The following is a 23,126-nucleotide window of genomic DNA, read 5'->3' as shown; positions in this document are numbered from 1 at the left end:
GGCACAAACAACCATGCTGAAGGTTCTGATTGCGTGTGTGGGGTTGCTGGGCGTGGCCTATGGGGCGATGGCCCAGGCAACCTCAGTGGTGTTTCTCAACCCGGGCACGTCCGCTGAAAGCTTCTGGGTCAGCTATGCGCAATTTATGCAGGCCGCTGCCAAGGACCTCGGCCTGGATTTGCGCGTGCGTTATTCCGAGCGCAGCGCCGCTAACACCTTGGCCCAGGCCCGCGAAGCACTGCAAGGCAGCGAGCGGCCCGATTACCTGGTGTTGGTCAACGAGCAATACGTCGCCCCGCAGATATTGCGCTTGGCCCAGGGCAGTGGGGTCAAGTTGCTGATCGTGAATAACGCACTGACCGCCGATCAGGTGCAATTGCTCGATGCGCATAAAGATGCCCGCTGGATCGGCAGCCTGGTGGCCGACGACGAGCAAGCCGGTTACCTGATGCTCACCGATTTGTTGCGCAACCACGGCCCGGTGACGCCGGGCACTTCGTTGGACCTGCTGGCGTTTTCCGGCGCCAAGAACACGCCAGCCGCACAGTTGCGTGAACAAGGGTTGCACCGCGCCTTGGCCGAACACCCCGAAGTGCGCCTGCGCCAGTTGGTCTACGGCGAGTGGAGCCGCCAGCGCGCCTTTGAACAAGCCACGCAACTGTTCAAACGCTACCCACAGACGGCGCTGGTGTGGTCGGCCAATGATGAGATGGCATTGGGCGCCATGCAGGCGCTGCAAGACAGCGGTCGTGTGCCGGGCAAGGACGCGCTGTTCAGCGCGATCAATAGCTCGCCCGACATCCTCAAGGCACGCCTGGATGGGCGCCTGAGTACTTTGGTCGCAGGGCATTTCACCCTGGGTGGCTGGGCGATGGTGCTGATCAATGATGACGCCAAAGGGCTTGATATTGGCGCCTACGGCGGGCGTGACCGTAAAGAGGCGTTATTCCAGCTGATTGATGCCAACCAATCAAAACGTTTGTCAGGGCCAATGCCAGCGGTGGATTTCCGCGCACTGTCAGCCGTGGGTAAGCCCGCGTCCTACCGTTACCCGTTCAGCCTGCAACTGCTGTTGCATTAAACCCCGGCCAGGTGCAGTACCAGCTTGACGATGCCAAATAACGTCAGCGCAAACACCGCCGTAAACACAATACCCAGTACGACAAAATGACTGGGTTTGCCATGGGTGAAATCTCGAGCGCGGTTTTTGCCGCTTTGTACACCGAAGGCCGCCGCCATGATGCTGTGCAGCATCTGCCAGAAGGTCGGCGGCTTGTTGTTGGCTGGATCGTTCATAAATCCCTCGTCCGCAAGGCTGTCCTACAGAGCATAGACAATCGGGCAGCCCGCGACTGGCTTGTATCATCCCTCTGGACTCTGCCTTTTGATCGTTCCCACGGGAGGGAACGATCAGAACAACCTTACACTTCCAGGATCAAGAACAGTTTCTGATCCAGCGGCGCCTCAATCAGGGCCTTGTCCAGGTTGATCACGGCGCGGTTGTTTGCCCTGGCTTGATCAATCAGTTCCTTGCGGGTAAAGCGCCGCTCCGCCGGGGTCTTCAAGTGGCCGAAGTCAGGTTTTGATGCCGGCGACTCGACGGATCGGTAATGGAAATGCGCGAACCATAGGTCCGCATCTTCCGACCGTTGCCCGGGCTTGATTTTGCGCTTGTCGCGTATGACATATTCGGTGAGGTAGTCGCCGGCCTTCAGCGGCACGCGTTTTTTCACCAGGTTGATGTCGACAAAACCATGAGTGTGCAGATAGTCGACCTTAGCGGCTTTGGGGCGTTGCAGCAGGTAACCTTCGGCGCACAGCTGCCGAGCCTGGGCTGTTGCGGCTCTGGCCTCTTCGCGGTAGCTATTCCTCAAGTCAATGGCGGGTTCGTCGGTCGCGCTTTTGAGTTCCTCGGCAAGTGCTTCGAATTTGGCCGCGTGCTGGCTCAACATTACATCCCAATCATGGGGATCGACTTCCTCACGTTGACTGGGCTCCAACAGTTTGCGCTGCTGGAAGCGAATGCTGGCATCAATGCCTGCGCGCTGAGCCTTGATGGCTTGGGCATCTGCCCTGATTCTTCTCAATGGGCGAGCCGCGGGCGTGGGCGCTTTGGTCGGCACGCTTGCGGGCTCGACGATTTTCCACACGCCTTCGCTGGCGTGTTCGTGGTACGTAGCGACGATGGCGCCGGTAAGCGTGTCGACAATGTCGACGTAATTGCCCGGTTCATCAGCCTGGCCGGTACGCACGTCGCCGACCAGGCTTTTCTTGTCGGCGGTTTTGATGACCCGTCGGCTGGCCGGTTTTTGTCGCTTGGCTTTGTCGCGGGCGGGCCTGGGGGCCAGCCGTTCTTCAACCAGGATCAAGTTGGCCAATTGCGCTTCGAGGCTGGTGCGGGCCTCGCTCAGTTGCTGCACAAATGGCGCGCGGTACTGCTCTCGCAGCAGCGCACAGCCCATGTCCGTCAGCGAGAGAACGGCGTTTTCCAGGCTTTCATAGCGCTGCAGCACATCCTTGAGTACGTTGATTTGCTCAGTCTCGGAGTAACCGGCAGTCGTGCGCATTTCCGTGTGTGCGTTGACAGTAGCGTAGATCTGGCGGTCGGCGAGGAGTTCCAGGAACGGACGCTCTTGGGGTTTATCGGCGTCAAGCGCGCGATTGAGCAGCACCTCGACCAGCGATAACAGGATGTGCTGCTTGATGACGAGCGAGGAAATGTTTTGGAATTCCGGATGCTCTTTCAACAAGCTTTCACGCAGTGCCGGGCTGGCTTGTTGCATGATGGCTTCGCATTTTTCTGCGCTCTCGAGCAGTTCATTGAGCGCCTCCAGTCGCTGCGTTGCGGCGCTGATATATTCGTCATAGCCATCAGTGATGTTGTTGGGCAGTTCCCTGTCGATACGTTTGAGCAACGCTGAAAAGCTTTCGCCGCGCTGGGTCTCCAGCGTGTCGGCGATTTTTTGATGCTGGTTCGCATAAGTCGCCAACCAGTGCTTGTAAATATTCGACGTCGCGTTATCGCGTGCCTCTTTGTATGTCGGCTCTGTTCTGTCCAGCGCCATCATTTCCGTCGCCATGGCTTCGCTCTGTTGCAGCCCGGTTAGAAGCCCCTGCGCATTTGTGCGGTAATTGTCGACGGCGATATCCCATTGAACTCTGGCGCGCGCCGTGGAGCGTTGGCGTTGCGCATGGCGCTCGGCGATCCGGGGTTGCAATGCCGGCAACAGTCCGGGGTTGTTGAGCATTTCCCAGTCCTTTCTGAGGGCGAGTTTCTGTTCAGCCAATTGAGTGCGCGCCATGCTCACGGCTTGAAGAAGCTGCTGCAGATGGTTCGCCATCGGCGTTAATTCACGGCTATGAACTTCCAGCATTGGGTTCAGTTGTGCCAGCCGTTGTTTCTTGCGATCGATTAACGCAGCCACTCTTTGTCTGGGCATGCCGCCCTCCAGCCTGGCACGCCGGTCCAGCCGCCAATGCCCTTGCCCATCGCTGAGCAACCTGAAGCCGGGGCGCTGCGGGTGCTGCGGATGCACCAGGTAGACCTCGTTGAAACCCGGTACCACGCTCACCTGGAACAGCAGGCCGCCGACGCTGGCGTGCCAGGCTCCGTCAATGCGGTACAGCCCTTTAAGCGCACCGCTGAGCTGCACGGGCGGCAACGTTTCAGGCCATGGCACCCGTACTTCCAGTAACGCGTTGAGCAGCTTGGCGCTGGCCCGGGGGCTGGCAATCGAGCGGCTGAAGTCCAGAGCCGTGTGGCCAGTGGCGGGTGGCTCGCCGGGCAGCGCCACGGCGCCATGGCGCACCTGTGGCGCCGCTTGCGCCGGTGGCCGTCCCGCCGCGCGGCGCCAGGCTTCCAGTTGCAGGGCGTGCTCCTGCGCGGAGGGTTGGGACAAGGGCTGTTGGGACCGATTGGCGGGCGCGGCCGCATGCAGCAGCACCATCGCGGTGTTGAGCAACAGATCGATCAGTGCCAGCTCGCGGGTGGTGGGGTTATCGCTGTCCAGGCCGGCCAAATCCTGCTCCAGGCTGCTGACCAGCACCAGGAACCAGCCGGCCAGCATGGCCGGGCCCTGCACCAGCGGTAACAGCAGGGTATTGAACAGCAGCCATGCGCCTTCCATCACCACGGCCCAGCGGCTTTCATGGTTGGACACCGACTCGCGGTCCGCCAGGTCGACCAAGGCCCGTGCCGTGCTGCCGAACAGATGATTGAGCAGTTGACCGTTGACTTGCGATTGCAGCCATTCGCCTGCCCCTTCATCCACGGCCAGGGTCGCAGGTGCCGGATTTTCAGGGAGGCTGAATTCGTCCCCAGGCAGGAAGCGAATGATGTGCGGTTCCTTGATGCCGCCATGCTCGTAGATGGGGCGGACCTTGTCGCTCAGCCACGCCAGCACTGTGTCTTGCAGCGCGCCGGATGCGGCCAGTGCGTCGAGCAGGGCCTGGCGGGTCGGGTATTCATGCAGGGCGTCGGCATACAGCGGCTGGTACAGCAGGTGCGGGCCGACACTCGTATCACGCGGCTCGATAATGAACGCATTATTGACCTCATCTGGCGCAGCGCCGGGTTTGCGGCACAGGGCCAATGGGCGCAGGACAATCTCCTGTTCGTCGACGACCCTGTCCGAGGGCATCTCGCCCATCAGCGCCTTCACGTAGCGATAACCGGTGACGGTGACGCCATGCTGCCCGCGGATCTTGTATTCCAGCGCCTGCATCGGCAGCTTGACCTTGAGTTCACGGGTAAACAGGGTTTCCCGGCGCCGTGCGTCAACCGTGTCGGACAACAAGGTGTTTTTGATTGTTTGTGGGTACATGGTGCCGATATCGACGCGCTGGATCAGCCCGGTACTGCCCAACAGATAGTCCGCGTTGAGCCAGCTTGGAAGAGGCGTTGCATTTTTGGAAAACAGCGTGAGTGTGCCTTTTGGCTTGCCGGCGAGGTTCTTCAGCGCCAGTTCCGTCAGCGACATGCGCACATGCTCGATAATGCCAGCGCCGCCTGGGTAGCCGGCAGCCACGGCAAAGTCCAGCACCACCTCATCGGGGTCGCAGTCGCCATGATCGGTTTGCATCTGCTTGCGCAACGCATCGCGACTGAAGCTGTAGATGTTTTCTATGCCCTCATTGAACGCCTGACCCTGGTTTTGCCGCATCACCTGTGCCATGTCTTGCAGGTGGCGATGGTAGGCAAAGCGGTCAGCGTCGTTGGCTTGAGCGAGCCACGGTGGCAGGTGCTCATCGACCTTTTGCAAGGTCGCCGTTGCGGCTGTCGGCACCTGGGTAAACAGCAGCGCCGGATCGGTGAGTTTTTCCAGGCGTCGCCCAAGGGTTACTTCGTCCTGGCCCTGAAACTTCAACGTCGCCAGGTCTTCCAGTTGCTGATTGAGGATCAGGCCGGCCTGTTGCTCGAACACGTTGCCATCGGGTTCATTGCGTCGCCAGGTGAGGCTGTCGAACTGGAACCGCGTCTGCATGCTGGTTGCCCAGGCTTGGCCGAATTCATCCAGGCCGTCAAACACCTGAATATCCCCGGCCACGCTGTACAGCAGCACCTGCTTGTCGCGCACCAGCAGCAGGTCGGGTGTCAGCAGGCGAACTTCCTGGTCGGCATTGACGAGTGTGTTCTCAACAAAATAAACATAAGTGGCGGGCGAAGATTTGGGGAGACGCTCGGTCTGTGTCGGCCAGGTGGCGACGACCCTGAGCATGTCCTGCTGGGTCGGGTTCAAGCTCGATCCGCTCGTGGCACTCGCGGTCATCCGGCCGTTGAGAAACTCGCCCAGCCACTGCCAGCGGCTGCTGCCATGGCTGTCGGTTTCGCTCCAATAGTCGGCCAGCGCCGCCTGGAAATACAGGTGAATCGATTCGGGCAGGTCATCAATGATGCTTGCGATTGCCTGCATGTCGATCAGCGTCGGGGCATCAGGCTTGAGGATCGTGGGGATCTGTTGCGTCAGATAGTACGCCAGTTCGCGTTTGGGCCGCAGGTCGAGCAACTGCGGGTTGAGCACATGGGTGATGGCGACTTCCATCAGCGGTCGGTAGGTGTACACACCCTCCGGGTGTGGAATAGCCAGCTTAAGCGTGGACAGGTCCAGTTTGAGTGTCGGATAGCGTTCCAGGATGCGGCTGCGCAGCGCATTGAACACCACGGAATACAAGGCCGGGCGCGTAGCGAAATGCGCATGGATGGCCTGGGCGGGTAGCTGGCTCAGGGCCGTGGAGGAACTCGGGGTGGGCATGATGAAATCCTTTTGCCTGTTTGATGGGGAAGCAACAGGAAATCGGATTTGGTCGCGGTGAAGGCGTTACAGGAGTACCACCGACGCGCTGTACCACCCTAGGCGAGCGGCACATCCTGGCATACACCAGTCATCTACCGCTCGGACGCCAATAGCCACCAGCTGGACTATGAAGCGCTCGGGCGGTTCGAGTCGAAAAGCTTATGGCCCGCAAACAGAAATTGATGGAGGTATGCCGCACGGCGCATCAGCGTCTGGCAGGCAGTCAGCCGGGGGGCTGGTGCAATGTCCGCTTTCACCTCAACCGGTCGGTCATCACGTCCCTGAGATGACCATTACCTGGGTCGAATGGTATGCCCGCTGATTGACCTCAGTTGTCATACCCCAGGTTCGGCGCCAGCCAGCGCTCCGTCACGCTGAGGTCCTGGCCTTTGCGTGCGGTGTAGCTGGCGACCTGGTCTTTGTCGATCTTGCCCACGGCAAAGTATTGCGCCTGCGGGTGGGCGAAGTACCAGCCGCTGACGGCCGCCGCCGGGAACATGGCGTAGTGCTCGGTAAGGAATACACCACTGCGCCCGGCGTGCATTTCCTGGGCCTCGGGGTCCAACAGTTGGAACAGTTGGGCTTTCTCGGTGTGGTCCGGGCATGCCGGGTAGCCGGGGGCAGGGCGGATACCGGTGTATTGCTCTTTGATCAGTGCCTCGTTATCGAGCTGTTCGTCCCGGGCGTAACCCCAGTGTTCTTTACGCACTTGCTGGTGCAGCCATTCGGCGCAGGCCTCGGCCAGGCGATCGGCCAGGGCTTTGACCATGATCGAGTTGTAGTCGTCGCCAGCGTCCTGATAGGCCTTGGCGACTTCTTCGGCGCCGATGCCTGCGGTGGTGATAAAACCACCGATGTAGTCGGTCACGCCGCTGTCTTTAGGCGCGACGAAGTCGGCCAGGGAGAAGTTCGGCTTGCCGTCGGTCTTGATGATCTGCTGGCGCAGGTGGTGCAGCCTGGCAATCGGCTGGCCATCGTCGCCATACACCTCCAAGTCATCGTCCTGCACCTGGTTGGTCGGCCAGAAACCGAATACGGCGCGGGCGCTGATGAGCTTTTCGTCGATCAGCTTGTTGAGCATTTCCTGGGCATCGGCATACAGCGCAGTAGCGGCTTCACCGACCACTTCGTCTTCGAGGATGCGCGGGAATTTGCCGGCCAGGTCCCAGGAGATAAAGAACGGCGTCCAGTCGATGTATTCGGCCAGCACCTTGAGGTCGATATTGTCCAGCACCCTGGAGCCGGTGAAGGTCGGTTTGACCGGCGTGTAGCTGCTCCAGTCGAACTGCGGCTTCTTGGCGATGGCGGCCGGATAGCTCAGGCGCTCGGTGCGCGCGCTGCGGTTGGCAGTACGTTCGCGCACGTCGATGTATTCCAGGCGGGTCTTTTCGACAAAACCGGCCTTCAGCTCCTTGGACAGCAACTGCGTGGCCACACCCACGGCGCGCGAGGCGTCGGTGACGTAGATCACCGCATCGTTGCTGTACTTGGGCTCGATTTTCACCGCCGTGTGCGCCTTGGAAGTGGTGGCGCCGCCGATCATCAAGGGCAGGTGGAAGTCCTGGCGCTGCATCTCACGGGCCACATGCACCATTTCATCCAGCGACGGCGTGATCAGGCCGGACAGGCCGATGATGTCGCACTTCTGCTCCTTGGCCACCTGCAGGATCTTCTCCGCCGGCACCATCACACCCAGGTCCACGATGTCATAGCCGTTGCAACCGAGCACCACGCCGACGATGTTCTTGCCGATGTCATGCACGTCGCCCTTGACCGTGGCCATCAGGATCTTGCCCTTGGCCTCCGGCTTGTCGCCTTTTTCCAGCTCGATAAACGGAATCAAGTGCGCCACGGCCTGCTTCATCACCCGGGCTGATTTAACCACTTGAGGCAGGAACATCTTGCCGGCGCCAAACAGGTCGCCGACGATGTTCATGCCGGACATCAACGGGCCTTCGATCACTTCGATCGGGCGTGCGAACGACTGGCGCGATTCTTCGGTGTCTTCGACGATATGCGTGGTGATGCCCTTGACCAGCGCGTGTTCCAGGCGCTTGTTGACGTCCCAGCCGCGCCATTCCTCGGTCTCGGCTTCCTTGACGCTGCCGTCGCCCTTGTACTTGTCGGCAATCGCCAGCAGGGCGTCGGTGCCTTCCGGCGTGCGGTTAAGCACCACGTCTTCCACCGCGTCACGCAGCTCGGCCGGGATCTGGTCGTAGATCTCCAGCTGGCCGGCGTTGACGATGCCCATGGTCAGGCCGTTGCGAATCGCATACAGCAGGAACACCGAGTGGATCGCCTCACGCACCGGGTTGTTGCCCCGGAACGAGAACGACACGTTGGACACGCCGCCGGAGGTCAGTGCATACGGCAGCTCGTCACGGATGTAGGCACAGGCGTTGATGAAATCGACGGCGTAGTTGTTGTGTTCTTCGATACCGGTAGCGACCGCGAAGATGTTCGGGTCGAAAATGATGTCTTCCGGCGGAAAGCCGACTTCATTCACCAGAATGTCGTAGGAACGTTTGCAGATCTCTTTTTTGCGCGCTTCGGTGTCGGCCTGGCCGGCTTCGTCGAAGGCCATCACCACCACCGCTGCGCCATACCGCTTGCACAGCTTGGCGTGGTGGATGAACTGCTCGACGCCTTCTTTCATGCTGATCGAGTTGACGATGCCCTTGCCCTGGATGCACTTGAGGCCGGCTTCGATCACGTCCCACTTGGAGGAGTCGATCATGATCGGCACACGGGAGATGTCCGGCTCGCCGGCAATCAGGTTGAGGAAGGTCACCATGGCCTTCTTCGAATCGAGCATGCCCTCGTCCATGTTGATGTCGATCACCTGCGCGCCGGCTTCCACCTGTTGCAAGGCGACTTCCAGGGCTTCGGTGTAGTTGTCTTCACGGATCAGCCGGGCGAACTTGGCGGAACCGGTGATGTTGGTACGCTCGCCGACGTTGACGAACAACGAGCTGCGATCAATGGTGAACGGCTCCAGGCCCGACAGGCGGCAGGCCTTGGGAATATCCGGGATGACACGTGGCGCATAACCGGCCACCGCCTTGGCGATGGCCTCAATGTGGCCCGGCGTGGTGCCGCAGCAGCCGCCGACAATGTTGAGGAAACCGCTCTGGGCGAATTCTTCGATGACTTTTGCGGTTTGCGACGGCAGTTCGTCGTACTCGCCGAACTCGTTGGGCAGGCCGGCGTTCGGGTGCGCCGACACATGGGTGTTGGCCTTGTTCGACAGCTCTTCCAGGTACGGGCGCAGTTCGCTGGCGCCCAGGGCGCAGTTGAGGCCGACCGAAATCGGCTTGGCGTGCGCCACCGAGTTCCAGAACGCTTCGGTGGTCTGGCCCGACAGGGTACGGCCGGAGGCGTCGGTGATGGTGCCGGAAATCATGATCGGCAGTTCGACATTCAATTCCTCGAACACGCCTTGCACGGCGAAGATCGCGGCCTTGGCGTTGAGCGTGTCGAAGATGGTCTCGATCAGGATCAGGTCGGCGCCGCCTTCGATCAGGCCTTTGGTGGCCTCGGTGTAGTTTTCCACCAGTTCATCGAAGGTCACGTTGCGGTAGCCGGGGTTGTTCACATCCGGCGACAGCGAGCAGGTGCGGCTGGTCGGGCCAAGCACGCCGGCGACAAAACGCGGCTTGGCCGGGTTCTCCAGGGTCTTGGCATCGGCGATCTTGCGCGCCAGGCGTGCGCCTTCTACGTTCAGTTCATAGGCCAGTTCTTCCATGCCGTAGTCGGCCATGGAAATACGCGTGGCGTTGAAGGTGTTGGTTTCCAGAATGTCGGCGCCGGCATCCAGGTAAGCCTTTTCGATACCGCCAATTACGTCCGGGCGGGTAAGTACCAGCAGGTCGTTGTTGCCCTTGACGTCACTCGGCCAGTCGGCGAAGCGTTTGCCGCGATAATCCTGCTCTTCGAGCTTGTAGCTCTGGATCATCGTGCCCATACCGCCGTCGAGGATCAGGATTCGGTCCTTGAGGGCTTGATGAAGGGCTTGCAGACGAACGCTACGGTCGGACATGGGGCTACTCTGGTCAGGCATTTCGGAGGGCGTGAATCATAACAAACCTGTGCCGATTTAGAGCATGTCCTGGTTTTGCATGAATATCGTTCATGTTGGTGCGGGTCTTGGCCCGGTAGAATTGCCGGCACTTATAGCGCACGCATTGAATCGGGACCGGATACATGTCACTTCGTCTACTCACCAGCGCCGTCCTGGCACTGGTCGCCTGCGTTGCACAGGCCAACGGACCCGCACCGGCGATTTCCTATACCCGCGACATTCAGCCGATCTTCACCGAAAAGTGCGTGGCCTGCCATGCCTGCTACGACTCCGCGTGCCAATTAAACCTGGGCAGCGCCGAGGGTGCGTCCCGTGGCGCGAGCAAAACCCCTGTGTATGACGGCGAGCGCAGCCAGGCCACGCCGACCACGCGTTTGTTCTACGACGCATTCGGCAAACAGGCCTGGCAACAAAAAGGCTTCTATTCGGTACTCGACGCCCAAGGCAGCCAGGCCGCATTGATGGCGCGCATGCTGGAGCTGGGGCATAACGCGCCGCTGCAACCCAATGCCAAGTTGCCCGATGAGATTGTGTTGGGCCTCAACCGCCAAAACATGTGCGCCATGCCCGGCGAGTTCAATGCCTACGCTGGCAGCCATCCCAAGGAAGGCATGCCGCTGGCGGTCACCGGTTTGACCGGCCAGCAATACCAAACCTTGCAGCGCTGGCTCGCCTCCGGTGCGCCGATTGACGAGCAAGGCCTGGCGCCAAGTGCCAGGGAAGCCCTGCAAGTACAGCAGTGGGAAAACCTGTTCAACCAGCCTGGCGCCCGTGAAAGCCTGGTGGCGCGCTGGCTGTACGAGCATTTGTACCTGGCGCATATTTATTTCGAAAACGGTGAGCCGGGGCATTTCTTCCAATGGGTGCGTTCGCGCACGCCAAGTGGCCAGCCCATCGACCTGATCGCCACCCGTCGACCCAACGATGACCCGGGCACCCAGGTGTATTACCGCCTGTGGCCGGTGCAGGGCGTGATCGTGCATAAAACCCACATCACTTACCCGTTCAGCGCGGCGAAAATGGCGCGGATCAAAGACCTGTTCTATTCCGGCGACTGGCAGGTGAGTGCCTTGCCGGGCTATGGCCCCGGTCGTCGTGCCAACCCGTTCGAAACCTTTGAAGCCATCCCGGCCAAGGCGCGCTACCAGTTCATGCTCGATAACGCCGAGTATTTTGTACGCACCTTCATTCGCGGGCCGGTCTGTCGTGGTCAGATCGCCACGGACGTGATTCGCGATAACTTCTGGACCCTGTTCCAGGACCCGGACCACGACCTGTACATCACCGATGCACGCTATCGCGGCCAGGCTACTCCGCTGCTGGCGATGCCGGGGCAGAACGATGACGTGGGCAGTGTGCTGAGCCTGTGGCTGGCCTATCGCGACAAGCGCAACCAATACGAAGCCTTGCGCCGTGACAGCTACGCGGACGTGCCGCCGCCGAGCTGGTCGACCTTGTGGGCGGGTAATGACAACGCCTTGCTGACGATTTTCCGGCATTTCGACAGTGCTTCGGTGACCAAAGGCTTGATTGGCGAAGTACCGCAGACGATGTGGTTGTTCGACTATCCGCTGCTGGAGCGCACCTATTACCAGTTGGCGGTGAATTTCGATGTGTTCGGCAATGTGTCGCACCAGGCCCAGACCCGGCTGTATTTCGACCTGATCCGCAACGGCGCCGAGCAGAACTTCCTGCGCCTGATGCCGGCCGATACCCGCGATGACTTTATGGATGATTGGTACCAGAACAGCGGCAAGCTCAAGCTGTGGCTGGACTACGAGGCGATTGACGACGACAAGCCAAGCGGCTTGCATCTGGATGAAAAAGACCCGAAACGTGACTTTGCCAACCAGTTATTGACGCGTTACGGCGATTTGAATGCCAGCCCGGATCCGATCAACCGTTGCACAGGTGCTTATTGCTCGCGCGATGGCATCGACCCGGCGTTGCAGGACGCGGAGCAGGCATTAAGCCGGCTGACATCACGCCCGGCGGCGGGGCTCAAGGTGATTGATCAGTTGCCTGAGGCGACCATGCTGCGTATCGAGACCGCCAGCGGCAAGCGCGTGGTTTACAGCCTGCTGCGTAACCGCGCGCACAGTAATGTGGCGTTCCTGCTGGGCGAGGCTTATCGCTATCAGCCGGGGTTGGATACGGTGACGATCTATCCGGGTGTGCTTAGCAGTTATCCGAACTTCATCTTCAACGTCCCGGCGCAGGAAGTGCCGGCGTTTGTGGCGGCTATGGAAAACGCCAAGGATGCCAAGCGGTTCGAGAAAATTGTTGATCGGTGGGGTGTGCGGCGCAGTCATCCGCTGTTCTGGCAATACTTTCACGACCTGTCGCAGTACATCCGCGAGACTGCGCCGTTGGAAGACGGGGTGCTGGATATGAATCGGTATGAGAATCTCTGATGAGTTGGTTGGGCCTTTTCCGACAAAATTACTCGGACTTTGTACCTGCGTAATATTTTGGCGTAAACTGCCGGCAAGCCTGTGAGGAGTTTCCATGACTGCCATAACCATTACCGACGCCGCCCACGATTACCTGGCTGACCTGCTGTCCAAGCAGAACACCCCAGGCATCGGCATCCGCGTCTTTATCACCCAGCCCGGCACCCAGTACGCCGAGACTTGCATCGCCTACTGCAAGCCCGGGGAAGAGAAACCTGAAGACACCGCCCTGGGGCTCAAAAGCTTCACTGCGTACATCGACAACTTCAGCGAAGCCTTCCTCGATGACGCCGTGGTCGACTACGCCACCGATCGCATGGGCGGCCAGTTGACCATCAAGGCGCCCAACGCCAAGGTACCGAACGTCAACGCCGACAGCCCGGTCAACGAGCGCATCAACTACTACCTGCAAACCGAGATCAACCCTGGGCTGGCCAGCCACGGCGGTCAGGTCAGCTTGATCGATGTGGTCGAAGACGGTATTGCCGTGCTCAAGTTCGGCGGCGGCTGCCAAGGCTGCGGCCAGGCCGACGTGACCTTGCGTGAAGGCATCGAGCGCACCTTGCTCGAACGTATCCCGGAGCTCAAGGGTGTGCGTGACGTGACCGACCACACGCAGAAAGAAAACGCCTACTACTGAGTAAGGTGTTCACTGCGAATAAAAAAACGGCGCCCCGTGAGCGCCGTTTTTTATGCTTAAAATTCAGTGCGTTACGCAGTCTACTTAACAAAGTAGATCAGCTGTGGGAGCTGGCTTGCCTGCGATGACGGCCTATCAGCCAACAAGTCCAGTGGCAGACACACCGCTATCGCAGGCAAGCCAGCTCCCACACTTCAGGGGCGATATAGGTGCGCATGCCCCGCCCGATACAGCGACGATTCGCTGAAACCATCACTGGCCAGCACCCGACCCACCACAATCAACGCCGTACGCCGAAACCCTTTGGCCGCTACTTTCTCGGCAATATCCGCCAACGTGCCCAGCACCCAATCCTGATCCGGCCACGTTGCGCGGTGTACCACGGCAATCGGGCAGTCCGCGCCGTAGTGCGGCAGCAGTTCGGCGACGATTTTCTCCAGGTGGTTGACCCCCAGGTGAATCGCCATCGTTGTGCCATGCTGCGCCAAGCTGTCGAATACCTCACCCGCCGGCATGCTGGTTTTATCGGCATAACGGGTCAGGATCACACTCTGGGCGATGTCCGGCAGGGTCAGCTCTGTTTCCAGCAACGCGGCGCAAGCCGACACTGCAGTCACCCCAGGGATGATCTGGAACGGTATGCCCAACTCACGCAAATAACGGATTTGCTCGCCAATCGCGCCATACAGGCTCGGGTCGCCGGAGTGAACGCGGGCCACATCCTGGCCGTTGGCGTGGGCTGCCTTGATCAGCTCAATGATCTGTTCCAGGTGCAATTCGGCGCTGTTGACCACCTGTTCAGCCTGATGACCTTGCAATACCGCCGCCGGCACCAGGGAGCCGGCATAGATGATCACCGGGCAGCTGCGGATCAGCCGCTGGCCCTTGACGGTGATCAATTCCGGGTCGCCGGGGCCTGCGCCGATAAAGTAGACGGTCATGGGAATTCCTGTTGAAAAACGGGCGAGCATGAAAGTTGCTCATGATCGAGGAGGGCAATTATCGGGATTTTAGTCGGCGCACGCCAATGCAAAGGTGGCCTGGGCGGTTTTTTTGCGCGTGATCAACAGGCGGGCAGGGCGCTGGGAGAGCTGTTCAGCCAGGGCCAGGGCGGCGCTTTCGGCGATGCCATAGCAACCTGTATGCGCAAAAGCGACGGCTGACTTGTGGCTCAAGCGCTGTTCATAACCGGCCAATTGTGCAGCACTGAAACACTGCAAGGGCAGCTCCAGCAGTCGGGCCAGGGCCAGCAGGCCGGGTTCAGCCTGTTTGCGATCAATGCTCGCCAACGCGGTGATGCGTTGGCGTTCAATGCCGCCGTCGGCGAGGGCTGCGTCAAACAGGCCGAGCAGGGTGTGAACATCACAGCCGCGCTGGCAGCCCAGGCCGACCACCAGTGTCATGCCGAGTATTGACTGTCGCGGTTGCGGCGAAACAGCCATGCGCTGATCCAGCCCAAGGCCAGCCAGAAGGCCACGTTAGTCAGGTGCGAGGCGATTTTGAACTGTGCTTCCAGGGCTTCGGGTGCCAGCATCGAATGCACTTGCGGTTGCGGCGCGCCGATCACGTGGGGCACGACCAGGATCGCCACGCCCAACACCTTGAGCAGCCAGCTACGACCAAACACCAGCAGTGCGATACCGGCGGCGGTGGAGGCCGCGGTGCCGATCCACCAGATCTGCCGTTGCGCCAGGTCGGCGGCAGCCGTGCCCGGCAACTCCGGCGGCAGCCCCAGGGTGGGCGCCAGTACAAACGTCGCGTAACCGGCCAAGCCCCAGAGCAACCCTTGAGCCGTGCGGGTCGGCGCGCGCAAGGTGTAGAGACCGGCCAGCATCAGCGCGAAACCGACCGCTACCACCAGGTTGCCGCCAGTGGTCGACAACACACGCTGCCAGCCATTTTCCGGCTCCCAGGCTTCGGCGTCGTGGGTGTGGGCTGCGGCGCCAGCGGCGTGTTCGTGCGCCACTTCGGCGGCCGGGGCATTTTCAAAGGTTTCCGCCTGCAGAATCAGCGGGGCGACCCAAAAGCTTTGCAGCAGGGTCAGCAACAGGGCGGCCAGCAGGCCAGTGAAACCTGCGGTTTGGGCAATACGCTTGATCATGTCGGCAGGCCTCAGTGGCACGGGAACGCGGCGCTGTGGCGGGTATCGTGGGCGGCGTTGTGCACCGCTTCGATATGCGAGAAACCGGCGAAGTACACCAGGCACGCGCCGAGGATCGACGCGCCGATGGCGGCGCCCAGGCGCTGGCTCAAGGTAGTGGTGCTGCTGGCGGTGTGCGAAGTGCTGCTGATGATCGACATGGCGCGTCCCTTCAGGGGTTCAGGGTGACGCAGGCGCATGAAAACCCCGCGAGGCAGGCACGCAGGGTTCCGAACAGCGCCCGCCCACCGCGGGTTTGTTATCTGATTTTTTCGGGCCGGTCTCCGGGCTTGCGAGGGGCGCTCTTGGGAAAAGAGGTGGGCCGTATCAAGCATCTCCTTCCCATGCACAGGCACAGTGGATTTGATGCTTCGCTCGCTTACCGTTGCGGGGGCAGCACCGGACTCGTCATCACGCTATGACTCACCGGTTTCCCGTTTCACCCTGTGAAGGGCACCCGAAACAAGATGTGTAGGAGAGCATGGGCGGGCGACGGTAGTCAAATCGCGCGAGCCCCTGTAGCCTTGCACCTTCGAGGTTCTTCGGCCCACGCCGAAGCTAAGAAGGGAACGCGGTCCAAGCCGCGGCTGCCCCCGCAACTGTGAAGGGTTCAACTGCCTGCCACGCCACTGCCATAACGGCGGGAAGGCGCAGCCAGCGCGGGTCGTAAGACCTGCAAGCCCCAAGCCAGGAGACCTGCCTCGCAACCGATTTTCTACTTAACCGGGCGGGGTGATCCGGTGACGAAATCCGCTGCTGCGCGCCGTCGCAGGGTCTATCGTCCCGTCTGCCCGCCCCCAAGGGCATCCGATGAAAACACTGGCCAAACTCCCCGTCACCATCGTTACCGGCTTCCTCGGTTCGGGTAAAACCACCTTGCTGCGCCATATGCTCGACAACGCTCAAGGCCGTCGCATCGCCGTGATCGTCAACGAATTCGGCGAACTGGGCATCGACGGTGAAATCCTCAAGCAGTGCTCCATCGGTTGCACCGAAGAAGAAGCCAACGGCCGCGTTTACGAATTGGCCAACGGCTGCCTGTGCTGCACCGTGCAGGAAGAGTTCTTCCCGGTGATGCGCGAGCTGGTGGCACGTCGCGGCGACCTCGACCATATCCTTATCGAAACCTCGGGCCTGGCCCTGCCAAAACCGCTGGTGCAAGCCTTCCAGTGGCCGGAGATTCGCAGCGCCTGCACGGTTGACGCGGTAATCACCGTGGTCGACAGCCCGGCCGTGGCTGCCGGCACCTTCGCCGCCTTCCCGGACCAGGTTGACGCCCAGCGCAAACTCGACCCGAACCTGGACCACGAATCGCCGCTGCACGAGCTGTTTGCCGACCAGTTGGCCAGCGCCGACCTGGTGATCCTCAACAAATCCGACCTGATCAGCGCCGAAGACCTGGCCCGCGTGCGCCTGGAAGTCGCCGAAGAACTGCCGCCGGCCGTAAAAATCATCGAAGCCAGCAGCGGTCGCCTGCCATTGGACGTGCTGATCGGCCTGGGCGCGGGTTCCGAAGAACACATCGACGGCCGCCACAGCCATCACGATCATCACCATGAAGGTGAAGACGATCACGACCACGATGCGTTCGACTCCATCTCCATCGACCTGCCGCAAGCGGACGAAGCGCTGCTGCTCGACGCCCTGACCCAGTTGGTGGTGCAACACGGCATCCTGCGCGTCAAAGGCTTCGCGGCGATCCCGAACAAGCCGATGCGCCTGCTGATCCAGGGTGTGGGCACGCGTTTTGACAAACATTTCGACCGTGCCTGGGGCGCCGACGAAGCGCGCATCACGCGCCTGGTGCTGATCGGCCAGGAGCTGGATGCGGCGGGCCTCGAAGCGCAGCTGCGCGCAGCGCTCAGCGTTTAACCCATGCACCTGCTCAGGACTCAGCCGGGTGGTTTTGTTTCGGACGACAATATTGCCGACCTAGGGCAAACCCCTGCCGAGCTGGTGATCCTGTGCAGCGGTGATTCCAGCCTTGCACTGTTGGCCGAGGCCGGCCAGCAGTTACCCGTCGACTACCCCAGCTTTCGCCTGGCCAACCCCATGCAGGTGCAAAACCACGCCTCGGTCGACCTCTACGTCGACGAGGTGCTGCGCCACGCCAAGGTCATCCTGATTTCGCTGCACGGTGGCATCGGTTATTGGCGCTACGGCATCGAGCGCCTGGTGGAGTTGGCCGAGCGCGGCGTGCAGTTGATTCTGGTGCCGGGCGATGATCGCCCCGACCCGGAACTCAGCGGCTTAAGCACCGTTGGCATGGCTGAGCGCGACCGCCTCTGGCACTTCTTGCGCCAGGGCGGTTTGGGCAATGCGCTGGATTTCTACCGTTGCCTGGCCAGCAGCCACCTGGGCCGCGACTACGCCTGGGACGAGCCGCAAACCCTGGCGCGCACGGCGATTTATCACCCGCATAAACCCCACCCACGGCTGAACGACTGGCAGGCCGATTGGCACGCCGACTGGCCGGTGGCGGCGGTGTTGTTCTACCGCTCGCACTTGCAGGCGGCCAATACCGGTTTTATCGATGTGTTCTGCCAACGCTTGCAGGCGGCGGGTCTTAACCCGCTGCCGATGGCGGTGGCCAGTTTGAAAGAACCCGGCTGCCTGACGGTGGTCGAGGACTTGCTGGATGCAGTGCAGGCGGCGGTGATTTTGAACACCACCGGTTTTGCCCAATCCAGCCCGGAAGCCCCGCACCTGCGGCCATTCCGCCGCAATATCCCGGTGATCCAGGCGATCTGCGCCCAGGACAACCAGCCCGGCTGGGAGGCCAGTGAACAAGGCCTTGGCCCGCGTGACCTGGCCATGCACATCGCCTTGCCGGAGCTGGACGGGCGCATTATCAGCCGGCCCATCAGCTTTAAAGATTTAGCCTGGCGCAGCGAGCGCAGCCAATCCGACGTGGTGTGCTACCGCGCAGCGCCGGAACGCATGGATTTTGTCGCTGAACTGGCGCGGCGCTGGGTCGAACTGGCGCGAGTACCCAATGCCGACAAACGCATTGCGCTGATCCTGGCCAATTACCCGACCCGCGACGGCCGCATCGGCAATGGCGTGGGCCTGGATACGCCGGCAGCGGCGCTGAATATCCTGCGTGCGCTGCAAGCCGAAGGTTACCCGGTGCCGAGTGAGTTGCCCGCCAGCGGCACTGCCTTGATCCATGAATTGCTCGGCGGCGTCACCAACGACCTCGACAGCCTCGACCTGCGCCCGTGCCATCAAAGCCTGAGCCTGGACGCCTACGAGGCGATGTTCCAGCGCTTGCCCGAAGCCAATCGCCAGGCCGTGTTGGAGCGCTGGGGCGCGCCGCACAACGACCCAATGTGCCGCGACGGGCGCATGATGATCGCCGGCCTGCGCCTGGGCCTGACCTTCGTCGGCATTCAGCCGGCACGCGGTTATCAGGTGGACCACAGCGCGGTGTACCACGACCCCGACCTGGTGCCGCCCCACGGCTACCTGGCGTTCTACTTCTGGTTGCGCCACACCTACGGCGCCCATGGCGTGATCCATGTGGGCAAGCATGGCAACCTTGAATGGCTGCCGGGCAAGGGTGTCGGGCTGTCGCAACATTGCTGGCCGGATGCGCTGCTCGGGCCATTGCCGAATATCTACCCGTTTATCGTCAATGACCCAGGCGAGGGCGCCCAGGCCAAGCGCCGCACCCAGGCGGTGATCATCGACCACCTGATGCCGCCGCTGACCCGCGCCGAAACCTATGGCCCGCTGCGTAACCTGGAGCTGTTGGCAGACGAATATTACGAAGCGCAGTTACTTGACCCACGCCGTGCCCTCGAGCTGCAAAAAGACATTCTCAAGCTGGTGCGCGAAACCCGAATCGACCAGGAACTTGAGCTGGATAACGACGCCGACGCGGCGGTCTGGCTGCCGCGCCTGGACACCTACCTGTGCGACTTGAAGGAGTCGCAGATCCGCGACGGCCTGCATATCTTTGGCGAGTCGCCCGAAGGCCGCCTGCGCATCGACACCTTGCTGGCCTTGCTGCGCATTCCCCGTGGCGATGGCCGTGGCCCGCAATCGAGCCTGCTGCGGGTGTTGGCCAAAGCCTTCGACCTGGGTTTCGACCCGCTCGATTGTGCCCTGTCCGAGCCCTGGACCGGGCGCCGTCCCGAGGTGTTACAGAAGATCGACGCGCAGCTGTGGCGTACCGCCGGTGACACCCGCGAACGTCTGGAACTGTATGCCGCGCGACTGATCGAGCAGGCACTGGAAGGGCCGCTCGAACAGCTCGAAGAACCCGGTTGGGAGGACGTGAAGTCGGTCATCGAAGGCCTGCGTATTGTTGTCGCGCCGCGCCTGGACGCCTGCGGCCCCGCCGAAATGCGCGGCCTGCTGGATGCCCTGAGTGGCCGTTTCGTACCTGCTGGCCCCAGCGGTGCGCCAAGTCGCGGGCGCCTCGACGTGCTGCCTACCGGGCGTAATTTCTTCAGCGTGGATGTGCGCAACCTGCCCACTACCACGGCCTGGCGCATCGGCTTTCAATCCGCCAACCTGATCCTTGAGCGGCACTTGCAAGACCACGGCGACCATCTGCGCCAGCTCGGTCTCTCTGTATGGGGCACCGCCACCATGCGCACTGGCGGCGACGATATCGCCCAGGCCATGGCGCTGATGGGCGTGCGCCCGGTATGGGCCACCGGCAGCCAGCGTGTGGATGACTTTGAAATCCTGCCGATCAGCTTGTTGGATCGCCCACGGGTGGATGTGACGCTACGCGTGTCCGGGTTCTTCCGCGATGCGTTCGCCAACCTGATCCGCCTGTTCGATGCGGCGGTGCAGGCGGTGGCGGCGCTGGATGAGCCAGACGACATGAACCCGCTGGCGGCCAAGGTGCGCAGTGAGCGTGAAGCGTTGCTCGAGTCGGGCCTGGATGAAGCGGCCGCGGCAAAGCAGGCCGGCTGGCGCATCTTTGGCGCTAAACCCGGTGCCTATGGCGCGGGTGTGCAGGGCGCGATTGACGGTCGCCTGTGGCAAAGCCGCGAAGACCTGGCCGAGGTCTACCTGAACTGGGGCGGCTACGCCTATGGGGGTGCCGACGAAGGCACCGCCGCCCGCGACCAATTCGCCCAGCGCCTGAGCCAGGTACAGGCGGTGTTGCACAACCAGGACAACCGCGAACACGACCTGCTCGATTCCAACGATTACTACCAATTCCAGGGCGGCATGCTCGCCGCCGTGGAAACCCTGAGTGGCGACAAGGCCGCCAGCTACCATGGCGACCACAGCCAGCCGGACCTGCCGAAGATCCGCACCTTGAAGGAAGAGCTCAACCGGGTGATCCGCTCCCGTGCCGCCAACCCCAAGTGGATCGACGGGGTGAAACGCCACGGTTATAAAGGCGCATTCGAGATGGCGGCCACGGTGGACAATTTGTTCGCATTCGACGCCACCACTGCACTGATCGACGATCACCAATACGCCTTGCTTGCCGACGCTTACCTGCTCGACGCCGACACCCGCGCCTTTGTGCAGCAGCACAACCCGGCGGCATTGCGCGACATGACCGAACGCATGCTCGAAGCCCAGCAACGCGGCATGTGGCAGGAGCCGGGTGCGTATCGCGAGGCGTTGGAAAACCTGTTGCTGGACATAGAAGAAGACAGCTGATGACCGATATTCCCACACTGTGGCGAGCGGGCTTGCCCCGCGTTGGGCCGCGTAGCGGCCCCAATAAGGTCAACCTGGTTTTCCTGAAAGAACGCGGCGTTTGGATTTAGGGCTGCTTCGCAGCCCAACGCGGGGCAAGCCCGCTCGCCACAAGAAATAGCAGAATTTAAAGAGAGCAGGTATGACTGATATTCCCCATTTCCCGCTGTCCGCCGTGATCGGCGCCGATGAGCTGAAACTGGCGCTGTGCCTGACCGCCATCGACCCGAAAATCGGCGGTGTGCTGATCGAAGGCCCGCGCGGCATGGCCAAGTCGACCCTGGCGCGTGGCCTGGCGGATCTGTTGGCCAGCGGCCAGTTCGTCACCTTGCCGCTGGGCGCCACCGAAGAGCGCCTGGTCGGCACTCTGGACCTGGACGCCGCGCTGGGCGAGGGCCGGGCGCAGTTTTCCCCCGGCGTATTGGCCAAGGCCGATGGTGGTGTGTTGTATGTCGATGAAGTCAACTTGCTGCCCGATCACCTGGTCGACCTGCTGTTGGACGTGGCCGCCAGCGGCACCAACCTGATTGAGCGCGATGGCATCTCACATCGCCATTCGGCGCGTTTTGTGCTGATCGGCACCATGAACCCGGAGGAGGGCGAGTTGCGCCCGCAACTGCTCGACCGTTTCGGCTTTAATGTGGCGCTGAGCGGGCAGACTTTGCCGAGCGAGCGCGGGCAGATCATCCGGCGCCGCCTGGATTTCGACAGCAACCCGGCGGCGTTCTGCCGCCAATGGGCCGAACCGCAGGCGGCGTTGCGTGAGCGTTGCACCCAGGCGCGCCAGCGGCTCGACAGTATTGAACTGGACGACCAGGCCCTGGCGCAGATCACCGAGCGGTGCTTTGCCGCTGGCGTCGATGGCTTGCGCGCCGACCTGGTCTGGTTGCGTGGCGCGCGCGCCCATGCTGCCTGGCGCGGCGCGAGTGCCATCGCCGAGGAAGATATAGAAGCGGTGGCCGAGTTCGCCTTGCGTCATCGCCGCCAACCGCAAACGCCGTCGACAAGCCCGCCCGATCCAGGCCAGGCTGCAAAACCGTCTGACCCATCACCCGGCCAGGGCCAGTGGGGCGATATGCCCGCGCCCGCATTGCCCACGGGCGCCCGCCGGGAAGTACCCACCTGGCCAAAAAAGCCCTAGGCATTCGCCCTCGACCTGACGCGGGGGCGGATGCCCGGCCCAAGGCAGGGCGACTGGAACATGGCAGGCACGGCAAGGCACGCAGCGCCCAGCGTGGCGCGATCAATTGGCCGGGCACCTTGCTCGGTGGCCGGCCGCAGTGCCGTGAGGATCTGCTTTATCACCTGCGCAGCCGCGCGGCCCATGAGTTGTGGCTGGTGATTGTCGATGCCTCGGCGTCCACCCGCCGCCATGGCGCGCTGAGCGACGCCAAAGGCCTGCTCGCCCAGCTGTTTGACGACGCCTACCGGCAGCGCGCGCGCATGGCGTTATTGACCGCCAGCGGGCACTCGCCTAAATGGCAGGTGCAGGGGCTCAAGGCCGCCAAAGGCTTGAGTGGCTGGCTGGCGCAGCTGGGCGCCGGTGGCGGCACACCGTTGCTGGCGGCGTTGTCCGAAGCTGGCCAATGGCTGCACGCGCGCCGCCGGCGTTACCCGGCCGAGCAGCAGCGGCTGCTGGTGATTACCGATGGGCGGCTCAAGGCTATCGCTGGGTTGCCCGTGCTCGATTGTCCTGGGCTACTGGTGGATATCGAGCGCGGCCCGATCAGGCTGGGCCGCGCAAAACAGCTGGCGCTTGAGCTGCATCTGGACTATCGGCCTATCGATAGTTTGTAGGCTTGATAAAATTGAACGCTGCCTGATTCCCGCTTGTCCCCGCTTC

Annotated in this window: 14 protein-coding genes and 2 riboswitches; of the genes, 7 read left to right on the top strand and 7 right to left on the bottom strand. The window is 61.8% G+C overall.

Annotated elements, in window-relative coordinates:
• The first annotated feature begins 13 nt into the window (after positions 1 to 13).
• Entirely contained in the window at positions 14 to 1,081 is a 1,068-nt protein-coding gene (locus GIW48_RS17055; protein ID WP_169987678.1) for an ABC transporter substrate-binding protein, read from the top strand.
• Here the strand turns inward: GIW48_RS17055 and GIW48_RS17050 are convergent.
• From GIW48_RS17050 to metH, 3 genes are all read right to left on the bottom strand, one after another.
• Positions 1,078 to 1,296, bottom strand: a complete 219-nt coding sequence (locus GIW48_RS17050; RefSeq protein WP_017136917.1) for a DUF2970 domain-containing protein — start codon at positions 1,294 to 1,296, stop codon at positions 1,078 to 1,080. The two genes, GIW48_RS17055 and GIW48_RS17050, sit on opposite strands and share 4 nt — an antisense overlap.
• 125 nt (positions 1,297 to 1,421) lie before the next feature.
• Positions 1,422 to 6,251, bottom strand: coding sequence for a dermonecrotic toxin domain-containing protein (locus GIW48_RS17045; RefSeq protein WP_236461806.1), 4,830 nt, complete (start codon positions 6,249 to 6,251; stop codon positions 1,422 to 1,424).
• Between the two features lie 370 nt (positions 6,252 to 6,621).
• Positions 6,622 to 10,332: a methionine synthase gene (metH, locus tag GIW48_RS17040; RefSeq protein WP_170040251.1), complete on the bottom strand. Its 3,711-nt coding sequence runs from the start codon at positions 10,330 to 10,332 to the stop codon at positions 6,622 to 6,624.
• 164 nt (positions 10,333 to 10,496) lie between these two features.
• Here metH and GIW48_RS17035 point away from each other — a divergent pair, with 164 nt between their 5' ends.
• Both GIW48_RS17035 and nfuA read left to right on the top strand, forming a co-directional pair.
• The gene (locus tag GIW48_RS17035; protein WP_170040250.1) at positions 10,497 to 12,788 is read left to right on the top strand and encodes a fatty acid cis/trans isomerase; all 2,292 of its coding nucleotides are present in this window, start codon (positions 10,497 to 10,499) and stop codon (positions 12,786 to 12,788) included.
• Between the two features lie 94 nt (positions 12,789 to 12,882).
• The gene (nfuA, locus tag GIW48_RS17030; protein ID WP_017136914.1) at positions 12,883 to 13,467 is read left to right on the top strand and encodes a Fe-S biogenesis protein NfuA; all 585 of its coding nucleotides are present in this window, start codon (positions 12,883 to 12,885) and stop codon (positions 13,465 to 13,467) included.
• Between the two features lie 194 nt (positions 13,468 to 13,661).
• Here the strand turns inward: nfuA and cobM are convergent, their stop codons facing one another.
• From cobM to GIW48_RS17010, 4 genes are all read right to left on the bottom strand, one after another.
• On the bottom strand, positions 13,662 to 14,408 hold the full coding sequence (cobM, locus tag GIW48_RS17025) for a precorrin-4 C(11)-methyltransferase (RefSeq protein WP_236461809.1): 747 nt from the start codon (positions 14,406 to 14,408) through the stop codon (positions 13,662 to 13,664).
• Positions 14,409 to 14,477: 69 nt separating this feature from the next.
• On the bottom strand, positions 14,478 to 14,870 hold the full coding sequence (locus GIW48_RS17020) for a cobalamin biosynthesis protein (protein ID WP_169987820.1): 393 nt from the start codon (positions 14,868 to 14,870) through the stop codon (positions 14,478 to 14,480).
• Entirely contained in the window at positions 14,867 to 15,568 is a 702-nt protein-coding gene (locus tag GIW48_RS17015) for a CbtA family protein (protein WP_017136911.1), read from the bottom strand. Before GIW48_RS17015 ends, GIW48_RS17020 begins: the two co-directional genes overlap by 4 nt.
• An 11-nt stretch (positions 15,569 to 15,579) precedes the next feature.
• Positions 15,580 to 15,768 carry a CbtB domain-containing protein gene (locus tag GIW48_RS17010; protein ID WP_017136910.1) on the bottom strand — a complete coding sequence of 63 codons (189 nt, stop codon included), beginning with the start codon at positions 15,766 to 15,768 and terminating at the stop codon, positions 15,580 to 15,582.
• 97 nt (positions 15,769 to 15,865) lie between these two features.
• Positions 15,866 to 16,083, bottom strand: a riboswitch (cobalamin riboswitch).
• 42 nt (positions 16,084 to 16,125) lie between these two features.
• Positions 16,126 to 16,325: riboswitch (cobalamin riboswitch) on the top strand.
• A 92-nt stretch (positions 16,326 to 16,417) separates the two neighbouring features.
• On the opposite strand from GIW48_RS17010, the gene cobW reads away from it, so the two are divergent.
• The 4 genes from cobW (at position 16,418) to GIW48_RS16990 (ending at position 23,080) form a co-directional block, all read left to right on the top strand.
• A complete protein-coding gene (gene cobW / locus GIW48_RS17005) occupies positions 16,418 to 17,479 on the top strand; it encodes a cobalamin biosynthesis protein CobW (RefSeq protein ID WP_017136909.1) in 1,062 nt (353 codons plus the stop codon).
• A 3-nt stretch (positions 17,480 to 17,482) separates the two neighbouring features.
• Entirely contained in the window at positions 17,483 to 21,244 is a 3,762-nt protein-coding gene (cobN, locus tag GIW48_RS17000) for a cobaltochelatase subunit CobN (RefSeq protein ID WP_236461812.1), read from the top strand.
• Positions 21,245 to 21,425: 181 nt separating this feature from the next.
• Entirely contained in the window at positions 21,426 to 22,424 is a 999-nt protein-coding gene (locus tag GIW48_RS16995; RefSeq protein ID WP_186618260.1) for an ATP-binding protein, read from the top strand.
• A 53-nt stretch (positions 22,425 to 22,477) separates the two neighbouring features.
• Complete coding sequence (locus tag GIW48_RS16990; protein WP_099549150.1) at positions 22,478 to 23,080, top strand: vWA domain-containing protein; 603 nt, start codon at positions 22,478 to 22,480, stop codon at positions 23,078 to 23,080.
• The last annotated feature ends 46 nt before the right edge of the window (positions 23,081 to 23,126 follow it).

Origin of the sequence: Pseudomonas sp. PA-6-3C (assembly GCF_021605825.1) — a bacterium.
Taxonomy (GTDB): Bacteria; Pseudomonadota; Gammaproteobacteria; order Pseudomonadales; family Pseudomonadaceae; genus Aquipseudomonas; species Aquipseudomonas edaphica.
Note: the sequence above shows the minus strand (reverse complement) of the source record. Positions and strands in the feature narration are given on the sequence as shown.

Coding starts and splice junctions, on each gene's coding strand:
- GIW48_RS17055 (WP_169987678.1), top strand. CDS start 14: ATGCTGAAGGTTCTGATTGCGTGTGTGGGGTTGCTGGGCGTGGCCTAT.
- GIW48_RS17050 (WP_017136917.1), bottom strand. CDS start 1,296: ATGAACGATCCAGCCAACAACAAGCCGCCGACCTTCTGGCAGATGCTG.
- GIW48_RS17045 (WP_236461806.1), bottom strand. CDS start 6,251: ATGCCCACCCCGAGTTCCTCCACGGCCCTGAGCCAGCTACCCGCCCAG.
- metH (WP_170040251.1), bottom strand. CDS start 10,332: ATGTCCGACCGTAGCGTTCGTCTGCAAGCCCTTCATCAAGCCCTCAAG.
- GIW48_RS17035 (WP_170040250.1), top strand. CDS start 10,497: ATGTCACTTCGTCTACTCACCAGCGCCGTCCTGGCACTGGTCGCCTGC.
- nfuA (WP_017136914.1), top strand. CDS start 12,883: ATGACTGCCATAACCATTACCGACGCCGCCCACGATTACCTGGCTGAC.
- cobM (WP_236461809.1), bottom strand. CDS start 14,408: ATGACCGTCTACTTTATCGGCGCAGGCCCCGGCGACCCGGAATTGATC.
- GIW48_RS17020 (WP_169987820.1), bottom strand. CDS start 14,870: ATGACACTGGTGGTCGGCCTGGGCTGCCAGCGCGGCTGTGATGTTCAC.
- GIW48_RS17015 (WP_017136911.1), bottom strand. CDS start 15,568: ATGATCAAGCGTATTGCCCAAACCGCAGGTTTCACTGGCCTGCTGGCC.
- GIW48_RS17010 (WP_017136910.1), bottom strand. CDS start 15,768: ATGTCGATCATCAGCAGCACTTCGCACACCGCCAGCAGCACCACTACC.
- cobW (WP_017136909.1), top strand. CDS start 16,418: ATGAAAACACTGGCCAAACTCCCCGTCACCATCGTTACCGGCTTCCTC.
- cobN (WP_236461812.1), top strand. CDS start 17,483: ATGCACCTGCTCAGGACTCAGCCGGGTGGTTTTGTTTCGGACGACAAT.
- GIW48_RS16995 (WP_186618260.1), top strand. CDS start 21,426: ATGACTGATATTCCCCATTTCCCGCTGTCCGCCGTGATCGGCGCCGAT.